Source organism: Kitasatospora sp. NPDC059160, from assembly GCF_042755465.1.
Lineage (GTDB): Bacteria > Actinomycetota > Actinomycetes > Streptomycetales > Streptomycetaceae > Kitasatospora.
The window spans coordinates 12843-25735 of the sequence record NZ_JBHZCN010000038.1; the positions used below are offsets into that span (position 1 = coordinate 12843).

Annotated in this window: 12 protein-coding genes; 3 read left to right on the plus strand and 9 right to left on the minus strand. The window is 74.0% G+C overall.

Annotation, left to right across the window (positions count from 1 at the left end; all coding sequences use genetic code 11):
• Entirely contained in the window at positions 1-1203 is a 1203-nt protein-coding gene (locus tag ACFXOZ_RS18220) for an aminotransferase class V-fold PLP-dependent enzyme (protein WP_380591422.1), read from the minus strand.
• A 130-nt stretch (positions 1204-1333) separates the two neighbouring features.
• Here ACFXOZ_RS18220 and ACFXOZ_RS18225 point away from each other — a divergent pair, with 130 nt between their 5' ends.
• Positions 1334-1711: a DUF2568 domain-containing protein gene (locus ACFXOZ_RS18225; RefSeq protein WP_375890851.1), complete on the plus strand. Its 378-nt coding sequence runs from the start codon at positions 1334-1336 to the stop codon at positions 1709-1711.
• Between the two features lie 182 nt (positions 1712-1893).
• On the plus strand, positions 1894-2367 hold the full coding sequence (gene soxR, locus ACFXOZ_RS18230) for a redox-sensitive transcriptional activator SoxR (protein ID WP_375890850.1): 474 nt from the start codon (positions 1894-1896) through the stop codon (positions 2365-2367).
• A 93-nt stretch (positions 2368-2460) separates the two neighbouring features.
• On the opposite strand, the gene ACFXOZ_RS18235 is transcribed toward soxR, so the two are convergent.
• The 5 genes from ACFXOZ_RS18235 to ACFXOZ_RS18255 are packed head-to-tail and all read right to left on the minus strand — an operon-like array spanning position 2461 to position 8185.
• Positions 2461-3441 (minus strand): ABC transporter ATP-binding protein, encoded by a 981-nt coding sequence (locus ACFXOZ_RS18235; RefSeq protein ID WP_380524718.1) that lies wholly within the window; start codon positions 3439-3441, stop codon positions 2461-2463.
• Positions 3441-4448, minus strand: coding sequence for an ABC transporter ATP-binding protein (locus ACFXOZ_RS18240; RefSeq protein WP_380591425.1), 1008 nt, complete (start codon positions 4446-4448; stop codon positions 3441-3443). Before ACFXOZ_RS18240 ends, ACFXOZ_RS18235 begins: the two co-directional genes overlap by 1 nt.
• A complete protein-coding gene (locus ACFXOZ_RS18245; protein ID WP_380524716.1) occupies positions 4448-5434 on the minus strand; it encodes an ABC transporter permease in 987 nt (328 codons plus the stop codon). The genes ACFXOZ_RS18240 and ACFXOZ_RS18245 overlap by 1 nt, the downstream gene beginning before the upstream one ends.
• Positions 5435-5465: 31 nt before the next feature.
• Complete coding sequence (locus tag ACFXOZ_RS18250) at positions 5466-6428, minus strand: ABC transporter permease (protein WP_375890842.1); 963 nt, start codon at positions 6426-6428, stop codon at positions 5466-5468.
• Between the two features lie 8 nt (positions 6429-6436).
• Positions 6437-8185 carry an ABC transporter substrate-binding protein gene (locus ACFXOZ_RS18255; RefSeq protein ID WP_380591428.1) on the minus strand — a complete coding sequence of 583 codons (1749 nt, stop codon included), beginning with the start codon at positions 8183-8185 and terminating at the stop codon, positions 6437-6439.
• 175 nt (positions 8186-8360) lie between these two features.
• Between ACFXOZ_RS18255 and ACFXOZ_RS18260 the strand changes: the two genes are divergently transcribed.
• Complete coding sequence (locus ACFXOZ_RS18260; RefSeq protein WP_380524714.1) at positions 8361-9809, plus strand: aminopeptidase P family protein; 1449 nt, start codon at positions 8361-8363, stop codon at positions 9807-9809.
• On the opposite strand, the gene ACFXOZ_RS18265 is transcribed toward ACFXOZ_RS18260, so the two are convergent.
• Genes ACFXOZ_RS18265 through ACFXOZ_RS18275 form a run of 3 tightly spaced genes read right to left on the minus strand, consistent with a single transcriptional unit; the run spans position 9802 to position 12730 of the window.
• Positions 9802-10836: a nitronate monooxygenase gene (locus ACFXOZ_RS18265; protein WP_380591431.1), complete on the minus strand. Its 1035-nt coding sequence runs from the start codon at positions 10834-10836 to the stop codon at positions 9802-9804. The two genes, ACFXOZ_RS18260 and ACFXOZ_RS18265, sit on opposite strands and share 8 nt — an antisense overlap.
• 59 nt (positions 10837-10895) lie before the next feature.
• Complete coding sequence (locus ACFXOZ_RS18270) at positions 10896-11522, minus strand: response regulator (protein ID WP_375890835.1); 627 nt, start codon at positions 11520-11522, stop codon at positions 10896-10898.
• On the minus strand, positions 11519-12730 hold the full coding sequence (locus ACFXOZ_RS18275; protein WP_380524713.1) for a sensor histidine kinase: 1212 nt from the start codon (positions 12728-12730) through the stop codon (positions 11519-11521). Before ACFXOZ_RS18275 ends, ACFXOZ_RS18270 begins: the two co-directional genes overlap by 4 nt.
• Positions 12731-12893: the final 163 nt, after the last annotated feature.

Consider the following 12893-nt stretch of genomic DNA (forward strand, 5'->3'; position numbering starts at 1 on the left):
CTACTCCTTGAACAGTTCCACCAGCGCGTCCGCGAGCCGCTCGTAGTCCGCCGCCCGGTTGTACAGCTGGGCGCTGACCCGCAGCACCGCGCCGTCGGGCCCGGGCCGGACGGCGACCCGGATCCGGTGCCGCCGCCACAGCTCGCCCAGCAGCGCCTGGTACTGCGCCTCGGTGTCGCCGCACCCCGCCGGCAGCCGTACGGCGCGCATCCACACCCCGGGCGTCGCGGGCAGCGCCCGCAGGCCCGCCCGCTCGACCAGCACCCGCTGGCCGTACGCGGCGAGCGCGGCGTTGTGGGCGGCGACCGCCTCGACGCCCAGTTCGCGCAGCAGCTCGAAGCCGGCCGGGGCGGCCAGCCACGGGGTGTAGTCGCAGGTGCCGCGCCACTCGACGTTGGCCGGGAAGCCGCGGTGGTGCTCCCAGGACAGCGCGAGCGGGCGCACCCGGGCGGTCCACTCGGGGCGGACGGACAGCACCCCGGTGGCGCGCGGCGCGAAGGCCCACTTGTGCAGGTTGCCGAACCAGAAGTCGGCGTTCGGGTCGACCGGCCCGGGCAGCATCCCGGGGGCGTGGGCGCCGTCCACCACGGTGGTCACCCCGCGTCCGCGCAGTTCGGCGACCAGGGCCGGGGAGGCCACCGCGCGGGCGGTCAGCGAGGTGATCCGGTCCAGGACGGCGACGGTGGTGCGGTCGTCCACGGCGGCGAGCACCGCGGCCCGGACGGCGGCCTCGTCCGGGGCGTCCAGCGGCACCTCGGCGACCACCAGCTCGGCCCCGGTCTCGGCGGCCCTGCGGGCGACGGCCTGGGTGACGGCGCCGTAGCCGTGGTCGGTGACCAGGATCCGGTCACCGGGGGCGAACGGGATGCTGTCCAGGGCGATCGCGGCCGCCTCGGTGACGTTGGCGACCAGGGCCAGCCGCTCCGGGTCGGTGGCCAGGTCGGCGGCGATCCGCGCCCGGGCACCGGCGATCCGGGCCGGCAGGTCGGCGAAGAAGCCGTCCGGGTCCAGCTCGTGCTCGGCCCGCAGCTCCTGCTGCACCCGCTGCACCGGGACCGGCACGGCCCCGAAGGAGCCGTGGTTGAGGTGCGCGGCCTGCGGCGAGACGCTGAACAGGCCCTCGGCGGCGGGCAGCGGGACCGGGGGCTCGGCGGTGCTCAGGTCGTCGACCACGGCGGTACTCCCTCTGGTGATGTGTGACATTGCATGCGTCAGGCTACGGCCCGGCCCCTGTTCCGTACACGTCTTCGGGGCGATCCATTGAGTTCCCGCCGGACCGACTGGGAAACTCCGCCTGACCGCGGAGACCGCGACGGAACGGGGAGAGCACAGGATGAGGATCGAAAGACCGGGACCGGTCGGGCAGCGGCAGTGGACCCCGCTGACCATGGCCAACGCGGGGCTCGCCTTCGGGCTGGAGCTCGCCCTGCTGGCCTCGCTCTGCTACTGGGGGTTCAGGACCGGCTCCGGCCTGGGCACCCGGCTGCTGCTGGGCCTCGGCGCACCGGCCCTGGCGGCCGCGTTCTGGGGGCTGTTCCTGGCCGCGGGCGGGCCGAGGTTCCGCCAGCCGCTCGGCGTGGAGATCGTGCTCAAGCTGCTGGCCCTGCTCACCGGGGCGCTCGCGCTGCACGCCGGCGGGCGGACCACCCTGGCGGTGGTCTACGCGGTACTGGTGGTCGTCAGCGTGACCGTGGAGTACACCGTGCGCTGACCCCGCAGAAGGGTTCGCGCCGTCCTCCGAAGGCACCGGCCGGCGGCGACTGCGCAGGGTAACTCCGCTGTCCGACAACGATCGTGGCGCCCCGGGAACGGAGTGTTCGGTCACGTCCGATAAGCTGGGACTTCAAGAGAGCTTGAAGTCGAGCGGCAGCGACGAGTCAAGGAGCGGTGACCATGACCGGGACGGCACCCGTCGACCTGCTCAGCGTGGGCGAGGTGGCCCGCCGGGCCGGGATCGCCACCTCCGCCGTGCGCTTCTACGAGGAGCAGGGGCTGATCTCCTCCGAGCGCTCGGCCGGCAACCAGCGCCGCTACCGGCGGCACGTCCTGCGCCGGATCTCGCTGATCCTGGTCGCCAAGCGGCTCGGCATCCCGCTCGCCGAGGTCGCCGAGGTGTTCACCGGGCTGCCCGAGGACCGGATGCCGGGCAAGCACGACTGGGAGCGGATCTCCCTCCGCTGGGCCGAGCAACTGCGCGCCCGCCGAACCGAGTTGGAGCGGCTGGAGGACGAACTGACCGGCTGCATCGGCTGCGGCTGCGTCTCGCTGCGCCGCTGCCGGGTGCTCAACCCCGGTGACGAGCTCGCCACCGAGGGGCCCGGGCCCCGGCTGCTGCTGCCCTCCGAGGAGCAGCAGGGGGAACAGTAGGGGGACCCGCGGGGGGAGCAGTGGCGGGTTGGTACCCGGTCGGACGCGGCCCTCGTGAGGTTCCCCGCCACGCCCGACCGGGGGCTTTTCCGGTTACGGCTGCTCCGGGAAGTGGCAGGCCGCCTGGCGCCCGCCGACCCCCACCACCTCCAGCAGCGGCCGTTCCGTCCGGCAGCGCGCCTGCGCCTTGGGGCAGCGCGGGTGGAAGCCGCACCCGGTGGGCGGGTCGGCCGGGCTCGGCGGGTCGCCGAGCAGCACGATCCGTTCCCGGGCCCGCTCCGCCGCCGGGTCCGGCAGCGGGACGGCGGACAGCAGCGCCCGGGTGTACGGGTGCGCCGGACGGCCGTACACCTCGGCCTTGTCGCCGATCTCCACGATCCGGCCCAGGTACATCACCGCGACCCGGTCGCAGACCCGCTTGACCACCGAGAGGTCGTGCGCGATGAACACGTACGCCAGGCCCAGCTCCCGCTGCAACTGCTCCATCAGGTTGACCACTTGGGCCTGGACGGAGACGTCCAGCGCGGAGACCGGCTCGTCCGCGACCACCAGCTTCGGCGAGGTGGCCAGCGAGCGGGCGATGCCGATCCGCTGCGCCTGGCCGCCGGAGAACTCGTGCGGGTAGCGGTCGAGGTGCTCGGGGATCAGCCCGACCAGCTCCATCAGCTCGGCCGCCCGGCCGCGCGCCGCCGCGGCACCCGCGCCCTGGACCAACAGCGGCTCGGAGATGATCCGGGCCACCGTCTGCCGGGGGTTGAGCGAGGAGTACGGGTCCTGGAAGACCATCTGCAGGTGCCGCCGGTGCGGCCGCAGCCGGGCCTGGGACAGCCCGCCGATCTCGGTGCCGTCGAAGGTGACGGTGCCCGAGGTGGGGTCGAGCAGCCGGACGATCATCCGGCCGGTGGTGGACTTGCCACAGCCGGACTCGCCGACCAGGCCCAGGGTCTCGCCCGCGGCGAGGTCGAAGCTCACCCCGTCCACGGCCCGGACCGGCGCACCGGCCCGGCCGGTGCGGGTACGCCGTCCGGCGAAGGTCTTCACCAAGTCCCGTACGGACAACAGCGGTTCGGCCATCAGAGGGCCCCTTCCGGCACCAGTGGCAGATGGCAGGCGGCCCGGTGGCCGACCCCGGGCGGGCCGGACGGGTCGAGCGGCGGGCGCTCGGCCAGGCAGCGGGCGTGCTCCTCCGCGGTCGCCGCGGTGGTGCGGGCGCAGCGCGGGGCGAAGGAGCAGCCGGGGGCGGGGGTGAGCAGCGAGGGCGGACTGCCGGGGATGGCCCGCAGCGGGGCGTCGTCGGAGTCGTCCAGGCGCGGGAGCGAGTCCAGCAGCCCGCGGGTGTACGGGTGCGCGGGTGCGGCGAACAGCCTTTCCGCCGGGGCCTGTTCGGCCGCTCGGCCGCCGTACATGACCAGCACTTCATGGGCGACCCGGGCGACCACGCCCAGGTCGTGGGTGATCATCACGACGCCGAGCCCGCGGTCCTGCTGGATCCGGGCGATCAGGTCGAGGATCTGCGCCTGGACGGTGACGTCCAGCGCGGTGGTGGGCTCGTCGGCGATCAGCAGGTCCGGTTCGCAGGCGAGCGCCATGGCGATCATGACGCGCTGGCGCATGCCGCCGGAGAACTGGTGCGGGTACTCGTCGACCCGGCGGGCCGGTTCCGGGATGCCGACCTCGGCGAGCATCTCGACGGCCCGGGCCCGGCCGGCCTTGCGGCCCGCCCGGAAGTGCACCCGGTAGTGCTCGGCGATCTGTTCGCCGACGGTGTAGAAGGGGTGCAGGCTGGACAGCGGGTCCTGGAAGACCATGGCGATCCGCCGGCCCCGGACGGCGCCCAGCTCCCGCTCCCCCAGACCGGTCAACTCCCGTCCGTCGAGCCGGATCGAGCCGGAGACGGCGGCGCCGCGGTGCAGGCCCATCAGGGCCAGCGAGGTGACGGACTTGCCGCTGCCGGACTCGCCGACCAGGCCGAGGGTGCGCCCGGCCTCGACGGTGAAGGAGATGCCGTCCACGGCCCGGACGGTGCCGCGCGGGGTGTCGAAGGCGACCTTGAGGTCCTCGACCTCCAACAGGCTGGCCATCAGTACCTCACTCTCGGGTCGACGTACGCGTAGAGCAGGTCGACCAGCAGGTTCGCGACGACGATGAAGAAGGCCGCGAGCAGGGTGACGCCGAGGATCACGGGCTGGTCGGAGCGGGCCAGGCCGTCGTAGAACAGCCGGCCGACGCCGGGCAGACCGAAGATCGACTCGGTGATGACGGCCCCGGCCAGCAGCCCGCCGAGGTCCATCCCGAAGATGGTCAGGATCGGTGTCGTCGCGGAGCGCAGCCCGTGCTTGACGGTCACCGTGCGCGGCGGCAGCCCCTTCGCCCGGGCGGTGCGGATGTACGGCTCGGCCATCGCCTCGATCATCGAGGTGCGGCTCTGCCGGGCGTACATGGCCGCGTACAGCAGGGCCAGGGCGGTCCAGGGCAGCAGCAGGTTGGTGGCCCAGTCGAGCGGGCCGTCGGTGAACGCGTGGTACGAGGGGTAGGGCAGCAGCCCGGCCGTGCGGACCACGCCCCAGATCAGCATGATCGAGGTGAAGTAGACCGGCAGCGAGGCCGCCCCGACCGAGAGCACCATCAGGGCCCGGTCGGTGAAGCCGCCCTTGCGCAGCGCCGAGGTGACGCCCGCGCCGAGGCCGAGCAGCAGCCAGAGCACGGCCGCGCCGAGGGCGAGCGAGACGGAGACCGGCAGGCGGTCGGCGAGCAGGTCCCGGACCGGCAGCCCGTACTCGTAGGAGTAGCCGAGGCAGGGGAAGCCGCAGTGCACGGCACTCGGGCCGGTGCCGTAGTCGCGGCCGGCGAAGATGCCGGTCAGGTAGGTGGCGAACTGCTCCCAGACCGGTTTGTCCAGGCCCATCGCCGCCTTGACGTCGGCGAGCCGTTCGGGGCTGCAGGTCTTGCCGCAGGCGGCCGCGGCCGGGTCGTTGGGCAGCAGGTAGAAGATGGTGAAGGTGATGGCGCAGATGGCGAGCAGGATGCCGGCCACGCCGAGCAGGCGGCGGCCGAGGTAGAGGATCACGACCGGCCTCCGCGGGGGTCGGGGTGGCGGTTCACGAGCGGGCTCCCCGGGGGTCGAGGATGTCGCGCAGCGCGTCCCCGAGCAGGGTGAAGGCGAGCACGGCGAGGAACAGGAAGGCGGTCGGGATGAGGAAGTAGGTGGGGTCGGTCTCGTAGTGGGCGATGCTCTCGGCGATCATCTGCCCCCAGGAGGGGGTGGGCGGGCGGACGCCCACGCCGAGGTAGCTGAGCGCGGCCTCGGTGGCGATCATGCCGGGGATCAGCAGCGTGGTGTACGCGATGACCGGGCCGGAGACGTTCGGCAGGATCTCCCGGGTGAGGATCCGCCAGGAGCGGGCGCCGCCGACCCGGGCGGCCTCGACGTACTCGCGGTGCTTGAGCGAGAGGGTCTGGCCGCGCACCACCCGGGCGATGCCGGGCCAGGTGAACAGGCCGATCACCAGGGTGATCAGCAGGATCCGGTTGACGTCCTTGGCCACCGACATCATCGCGATCATGAAGATCAGCGAGGGGAAGGACATCGTGAGGTCCATCAGCCGGGACAGCACGGCGTCGGTCCGGCCGCCGAAGTAGCCCGCCGAGACACCGGCCAGGGTGCCGGTGACCACGACCACCGCGGTCGCGGTGAACGCGATCAGCAGCGACACCTGGCCGCCGTGCAGCACCCGGGCGAACAGGTCGCGCCCGGTGATCGGCTCCACGCCGAGCCAGTGCCGGGTGCTGATGCCGCCGAAGTCACCCCTGGGCATGCCGCCCAGGTAGGCGTCCACGGCACGTTTGTCGAACTCCTCGGGGGACCAGCCGCCGAGCGCGCTCAGCGGGCCGGCCAGGGCGGCCGCCAGGACCAGCACGCCGACCGTGACCAGGCCGAACCGGGCCGAACCGCGGGCCCACAGCTGGTCCAGGACGAGCCGCCACGGCCCGCGCCCGGCCGCCACGGCGGGGCCCGCCGGCGCGCCCGCCGGCGCCGAGGGGGCTTCGGTGGTGGTGCTCATCGCGCCGCTCACTTGCCCTTGGCCGGGTCCTTGAGACCGACCACGGCCAGGTCGATCATCCCGGCGTAGCCCGAACTGCCGAACGCCCCGGCCACGTTGGTGCCGACCATGAGCGGGCGGCGCTGCCACATCAGCGGGACGGCCGGGGCCTTGCGCAGCAGGTCCTCGTCCAGCTGCTGCCAGGCCTTGTTGGCCTCGTTGACGTCCGGCATGGCCGCGATCGCGTCCATCCGGTCCATCGTTGCCTGGTCCCGGAACTGGCTGTAGTTGCCCTGGTTGCCCTTCTCCTTGATGGTGCGTCCGTCGAACAGGAACGGCAGGAAGGTCGCGGCGGAGGGGTAGTCCGGGCACCAGCCGTTGATGGTCAGCTCGGGAGCGTTCTTCGTGTCGCCGAGGGTGTCGGTGAAGGCGGACGGGTCCACGGTGTTGACGGTGACCTGGACGCCGGCCCTGGCCAGCGACTGCTGGATCGCCTCGGCCCGGGTCTTGTCGTTCTGCGAGACGGTCAGCCCGACCTTGAGGTCGGTCTTCCCGGCCGCCTTGAGCAGGGCCTTGGCCTTCTCCGGGTCACCGGCCGCCGGGATCTTCAACGGGTCGGCCGTGGCCCCGCCGGTGAGCGAGGGCGGCAGGAAGGAGGTCGCCACGTCGGCCATCGCCGGGCCGCCGAACGCGGTCACCTGGGCCTCCCGGTCGACGGCCCACATCATCGCCTCGCGCACCTTCGGGTCGTCGAAGGGCGCCTTGGCGGTGTTCAGGTACAGCATGTCCGTGCAGCCGGTCCGCTCGGCCGCCATCCGGGACTTGACGTCCGCCTTGGGCAGCACCTTGGCGACCGACTCGTGCTGCATCCAGGGCATGTTGAGGGCGTTGGCGTCGGCGCCCTCGCTGGCGATGATCCGGTCGTCCGCCTGGCCGCCCTTGATGCCCTCGGTGACCACGATCCGGTCCGGGTAGGCCTTGCGGACGGTGTCGGTGGCCTGGTCCCAGTGGGTGTTGCGGACCAGCACCAGCTGCTTGCCCCGGTCGTAGGTCTCGATCTTGTACGGGCCGGAGGAGAACGGCCGGGAGTCGTACTGGGTGCCCTTCTCCTGGGACTGCGGCACCGGGGCGAAGGTCGGCAGGGTGACGGTGTCCGAGAACTCGGCGACCGGGCGCTTGAGGTGGAAGACGATCGTCCGCTCGTCCGGGGTCTCGATGCTCGCCAGGTGCTCGCCGGTGAGCGGGCCCTTGTAGTTCTCGCCGCCGGCCAGGTACTGGATCGCGTAGTCCGGTCCGCCGGTGAGGTCCGGGGAGAAGGAGCGCTCGACGTTGTACTTGATGTCGGCGGACCTGATCGGGCTGCCGTCCTCGTACGTGAGGCCTTCCTTGAGGGTGAAGGTCCAGGTCTTGCCGCCGTCCGCGGACTTGCCCAGGTCGGTGGCGAGGTCCGGGACGATCTCGCTGCCGGCGGCCCCCGGCTCGGCCTTGAAGGTGGTCAGGGTGCGGTAGAGCAGCCGGGTGCCGAAGTCCATGTGCGGGACGGTCCAGTTGCGGGCCGGGTCGAGGTGGGCGAAGTCCTGGTTGGTCAGGACGGTGAGGGTGCCGCCCTTGGCCGGGGTGCCGCCGATGACCGAACCGCTCTCCGCGCCCGGGCCCTTGGTGCTGCTGGGGGCCGCGTCGTCGCCGGTGTCGCTCTTGTCGTTCTTGCAGGCCCCGAGGCCGAGGGTGAGGGTCGCCGCGAGGGCGGCGGCGAGGAGGGCATGGCTGCGCCTGGTCATGTGGCAACTCCGCTGTGGGGGGGCCTGCATCGGTCAGCGGGGCCGGCTCTGGCCGCGCCGCTGTGTGACCCGTAACATAGTAATGTGAAATTGCACTGCACAAGAGGTGGCGCCCGCCGTTACCCAGCTGTGTCCCACCAGCCCCAGCTCCCCACCCCCGCCTAGGAGTTCACCGGTGACCCAACCCCAGCCCCGGCTCGCCACCGGCAGCCACGACCTCCCGGTCTCCCCCGCCCTCGACGCCTTCATGGGCACCGCCTGGGCCGCCACCCCGCTCCCCGCCGACCAACGCGTCCCCGGCTACCCCGAGTTCGCCCGCCGCCGGGCCCGGCTCTCCGCCGCCTTCCCCGGCGAACGGCTGATCGTCCCCGCCGGACGCCTCAAGGTCCGCTGCAACGACCTCGACCACCGCTTCCGCCCGCACAGCGCCTACGCCTGGCTCACCGGCCTCACCGGCGAGGACCAGGCCGACCACGTCCTCGTCCTCGAACCGGCCGGCCCCGAGGGCCACGAACCCGTCCTCCACGTACGGCCCCGATCCCCGCGCAGCGGCGGCGAGTTCTACCGCGACCGGCGCTACGGCGAGTTCTGGGTCGGCCGCCGCCCCGACCTCGACGAGACCGCCCGGCTCACCGGACTGCGCACCGAACACCTCGACGACCTCGACACGTTGCTCGCCGGACCGCAGCCCCCCACCCGGGTGCTGGCCGGCACCGACGCCCTCGTCGACCGGGCCACCGGGCGCGGCTCCTTCCCCCAGGACGACGAACTCGCCGCCGTGCTCTCCGAGTTGCGCCTGGTCAAGGACACCTGGGAGGTCCAGCAGCTGCAACTCGCCGTCGACCACACCGTCAGCGGCTTCGAGGACGTCGTCCGCGCCCTCCCCGCCGCCCTGCGCCACCACCGCGGCGAACGCTGGATCGAGGGCGTCTTCGACCTGCGCGCCCGCGCCGAGGGCAACGGCCCCAGCTACACCACCATCGCCGCCTCCGGCGCCCACGCCTGCGTCCTGCACTGGATCCGCAACGACGGCGCCCTCGACCCGGACGCCCTGCTGCTGCTCGACGCCGGCGTCGAGACCGACACCCTCTACGCCGCCGACATCACCCGCACCCTCCCGCTCAGCGGCACCTTCACCCCGGTCCAGCGCCAGGCCTACGAACTCGTCCTCGCCGCCCAGAGCGCCGGCATCGCCGCCCTGCGCCCGGGCGCCCGCTTCCGCGACTTCCACCGCGCCGCCATGCGGGTCATCGCCGAAGGCCTCGCCGACTGGGGGGTCCTGCGCGTCCCCGCCGAGCAGGCCCTCGCCGACGACAACGGCCTGTACCGCCGCTACACCCTCTGCGGCAGCGGCCACATGCTCGGCCTCGACTACCACGACTGCGCCAAGGCCCGCGCCGACCACTACGTCGACGGCACCCTGGAAGCCGGCATGGTCCTCACCGTCGAACCCGGCCTCTACCTCCAGCCCGACGACGAAACCCTCCCCCTCGAACTCCGCGGCCTCGGCATCCGCATCGAGGACGACCTCGTCATCACCGAGGACGGCGCCCACCTGATGTCCGGCGCCCTCCCCCGCACCGTCCCGGCCATCGAGTCCTGGATGTCCACCCTGCTCAGCTGAGCCGGGCCCCCCGCGCGCTCCGCCAGAGGTCCGCCACGAGCTGCTCCGCCGGGCCGGTGGCGGCCAGGCGGTGGGCGGTGCCGGCCCAGAGGTGCATGGCGGCGGTGTCGGCGCGGCGGGTGGCGGCGGTGCGCAGGGGGGCCGTGAGGTGGTGCACCTCGGGGTAGGCGGGCGGGGCGTACGGGCCGTGGCGGTCGATGAAGGCGTTGCGCAGGCCGCGGGCGGGGCGGCCGGTGAAGGCGCGGGTGACCACGGTCTCCGGGAGCTCGGTGAGCGCGGCCCGGTGGGCCGCCGAGGCGCCGGACTCGTCGGAGCGCAGCAGCGCCGTCCCCAGCTGCACCGCCGCCGCACCGGCCCGCAGCGCCGCCGCGACCGCCGGGCCGTCGCCCAGCCCGCCCGCGGCGATCAGCGGCAGCGGCGTCACCGCCCGTACGGCGGGCAGCAGTTCCAGCAGCGGCAGTTCCCCGGGCCGGTCCGTCACCCGGTGGGTGGCGCGGTGTCCGCCGGCCTCCGGGCCCTGGACGCACAGGGCGTCCATGCCGACCGCCTGCGCGGCCCGCGCCTCCTCCGGGCCGGTGACGGTGCCGACCTGCAGCGTGCCCACCGCGCGCAGCGCCGCCGCCTCCTCGGCCGTGGGCAGCCCGAAGGTGTACGAGACGACCGGTACCGGGTCGGCCACCAGCGCGGCCAGCTTGGCCTCCCAGTCGTCCCGGTCCGGCCCGATCTCCTCCGGCAGCGCGACGCCCCAGTGCTCGGCCTCGGGCCGCAGCCGCTCCCGGTAGGCGGCGACGGCCGCCGCGTCCCCGGGCGGGGCCGGCACGAACAGGTTCACCCCGTACGGCCGGTCGCTCGCCTTCCGCACCTCGGCGATCTGCTCGGCCATCGCGGCGGCCGACTTGTAGCCCGCGGCGAGGAACCCCAGCCCGCCGGCCCGGTTCACCGCGGCCACCAGCTCGGGGGTGGAGGTCCCGCCCGCCATCGGGGCGCCGATCACCGGCACGGCGAGGTCATCGAGACGGACGGTCATCGGAGCGGCTCCTCAGGCGGCTGCGGGCACGGATCGCCCCCACCCTACGCCCGGCCGGCTCAGCGGATCAGCCCCCGCCCGCGCGCCTCCCGCACCGCCGCGGTGCGCGAGTCCACGCCCAACTTCGTGTAGATGTGCACCAGATGGGACTTCACGGTGGCCTGGCTCAGGTGCAGCCGCTGGCTGACCTGCTGGTTCGTCAGCCCGTCCGCGACCAGCCCGAGCACCTCGGTCTCCCGCGCGCTGAGCGCCGCGGCCGGCGTCCGCATCCGTTCCAGCAGCCGGTCCGCCACGCTGGGCGCCAGCGCGCTGCGGCCCGCCGCCGCGGCCCGGACCGCCTGGGCGAGTTCCTCCGGCGGCGCGTCCTTCAACAGGTAGCCGGTGGCGCCGGCCTCCAGGGCCGGCAGGGTGTCGGCGTCGCTGTCGTAGGTGGTGACCACCAGGACCTTCGGCGCGCCCGCCCGGGCGGTGATCGCGGCGGTGGCCTGGGCCCCGTTCATCGCCGAGCCGGGCCCGAACTGGAGGTCCATCAGCACCACGTCCACGCCCGGTCCGGCCGCCAGCTCGACGGCCCGCTCGGCGGTGGCGGCCTCGGCGACGATGGCGAAGTCCGGTTCGCTCTCCAGCACCGCCCGCAGCCCGGCCCGCACCACCGGGTGGTCGTCGGCGATCAGCAGCCGGATCACGGCCCGGCCTCCGGCGCCGGGGCGACGGGCAGTTGCACGGCCAGCGCCGTCCCCTCCCCGGGCGCCGACTCCACGGTGAAGCTGCCGCCGAGCGCCCGGGCCCGGGCCCGCATGGAGGGCAGGCCGAAGCCGCCTTCCCCGTCGGTGCGGCCGGCCACCGCCGCCGGGTCGAACCCGGCCCCGTCGTCGAACACGTCCAACGCCACCTCGCCCTCCATGTAGCTGAGTGTCACCTCGGCCCGCGAGGCCTTCGCGTGCCGCACGGTGTTGCCGAGCGCCGACTGCGCGATCCGCAGCAGCGCCACCTCCTGCGCGGCGGGCAGCCGCACCTGCTCCCCGGAGACGTGCAGGTGGACGGGCAGACCGCTGTGCGCCGTGGTGGTCGCGCACAGCCGCTCCAGCGCGACGGACAGCGGATCGCCGTCCAGCGCGGGCGGGGTGAGCGCGCGGACGAAGCGCCGGGCCTCGTCCAGGTTGTCCTGGGCGGCCTGCCGCGCCTGCTCGACGTACCCGGCGGCGGCCTCGGTGCGCTCGGGCAGCGCCCGCTGGGCCGCCCGCAGCAGCAGCTGGATGGAGCTGAGGCTCTGCGCGAGGGTGTCGTGGATCTCCCGGGCCAGCCGCTCGCGCTCGGCGAGCACGCCGGCCGCGTGGTGGGCGGCGGCGAGGTCGGCGCGGGCGGCGGTCAGTTCGTCGATCAGCCGGCGGCGTTCCTCGCTCTCCCGGTACAGCGCCTGGTAGCCGAGCACGGTGGCGGTGGCGACGGCCGCGCCGAGCAGCGGCCCGATGGAGGCGGCCAGGTTGAAGGCGTGCTGGTGGAAGGACCATCCGGCGATCGCCGCCGCGGCCGTCAGGCCGACCGCGACCAGCCCGCTGCGCCGGCCGAGCAGGTGCAGTTCCAGGAAGTACAGCGGGAACGCCAGCCACACCCCGTCCTGGGTGGCGACCAGCACGCCCGCCCAGGTGACGCCGAGCAGGGCCAGCCAGAGCGCCGCGCCCCGACGGGACCGGTGCACGGCGGCCAGCCTCGGTCCGACGGCGTACACGGCGGCCATCGCGGAGGCCGCGGCGCCCACGGCGGCCGGGTCCCCGCCCCGGGCGGCGAAGGCGGCCCGGGCGACGGCGAGCGCCAGCAGGCCCGCCACCAGCAGGTGCAGGCAGAGCCGGAGGACGAGGGCGACGGGAGTGGTTCTGGATCGTTCGGTCGCCATCCCTCCAGCCTAAGTTCCGGCCCGGTGCCCGGCATCAATCAAAAGGTTGAACTCCGCTTCTGCCCTTTGATGCCCAGGATGCAATCCCCGGCGCGATGCCCGCGGGCCCCCTGCTCGGCGACCGTGGGGGCATCGCTCGTTCCGTCCACCGCACCCGTCCACC

Excerpts from the sequence above, each read along its gene's own strand:
- ACFXOZ_RS18220 (WP_380591422.1), bottom strand. The coding sequence starts at position 1,203 with ATGTCACACATCACCAGAGGGAGTACCGCCGTGGTCGACGACCTGAGC.
- ACFXOZ_RS18225 (WP_375890851.1), top strand. The coding sequence starts at position 1,334 with ATGAGGATCGAAAGACCGGGACCGGTCGGGCAGCGGCAGTGGACCCCG.
- soxR (WP_375890850.1), top strand. The coding sequence starts at position 1,894 with ATGACCGGGACGGCACCCGTCGACCTGCTCAGCGTGGGCGAGGTGGCC.
- ACFXOZ_RS18235 (WP_380524718.1), bottom strand. The coding sequence starts at position 3,441 with ATGGCCGAACCGCTGTTGTCCGTACGGGACTTGGTGAAGACCTTCGCC.
- ACFXOZ_RS18240 (WP_380591425.1), bottom strand. The coding sequence starts at position 4,448 with ATGGCCAGCCTGTTGGAGGTCGAGGACCTCAAGGTCGCCTTCGACACC.
- ACFXOZ_RS18250 (WP_375890842.1), bottom strand. The coding sequence starts at position 6,428 with ATGAGCACCACCACCGAAGCCCCCTCGGCGCCGGCGGGCGCGCCGGCG.
- ACFXOZ_RS18255 (WP_380591428.1), bottom strand. The coding sequence starts at position 8,185 with ATGACCAGGCGCAGCCATGCCCTCCTCGCCGCCGCCCTCGCGGCGACC.
- ACFXOZ_RS18265 (WP_380591431.1), bottom strand. The coding sequence starts at position 10,836 with ATGACCGTCCGTCTCGATGACCTCGCCGTGCCGGTGATCGGCGCCCCG.
- ACFXOZ_RS18275 (WP_380524713.1), bottom strand. The coding sequence starts at position 12,730 with ATGGCGACCGAACGATCCAGAACCACTCCCGTCGCCCTCGTCCTCCGG.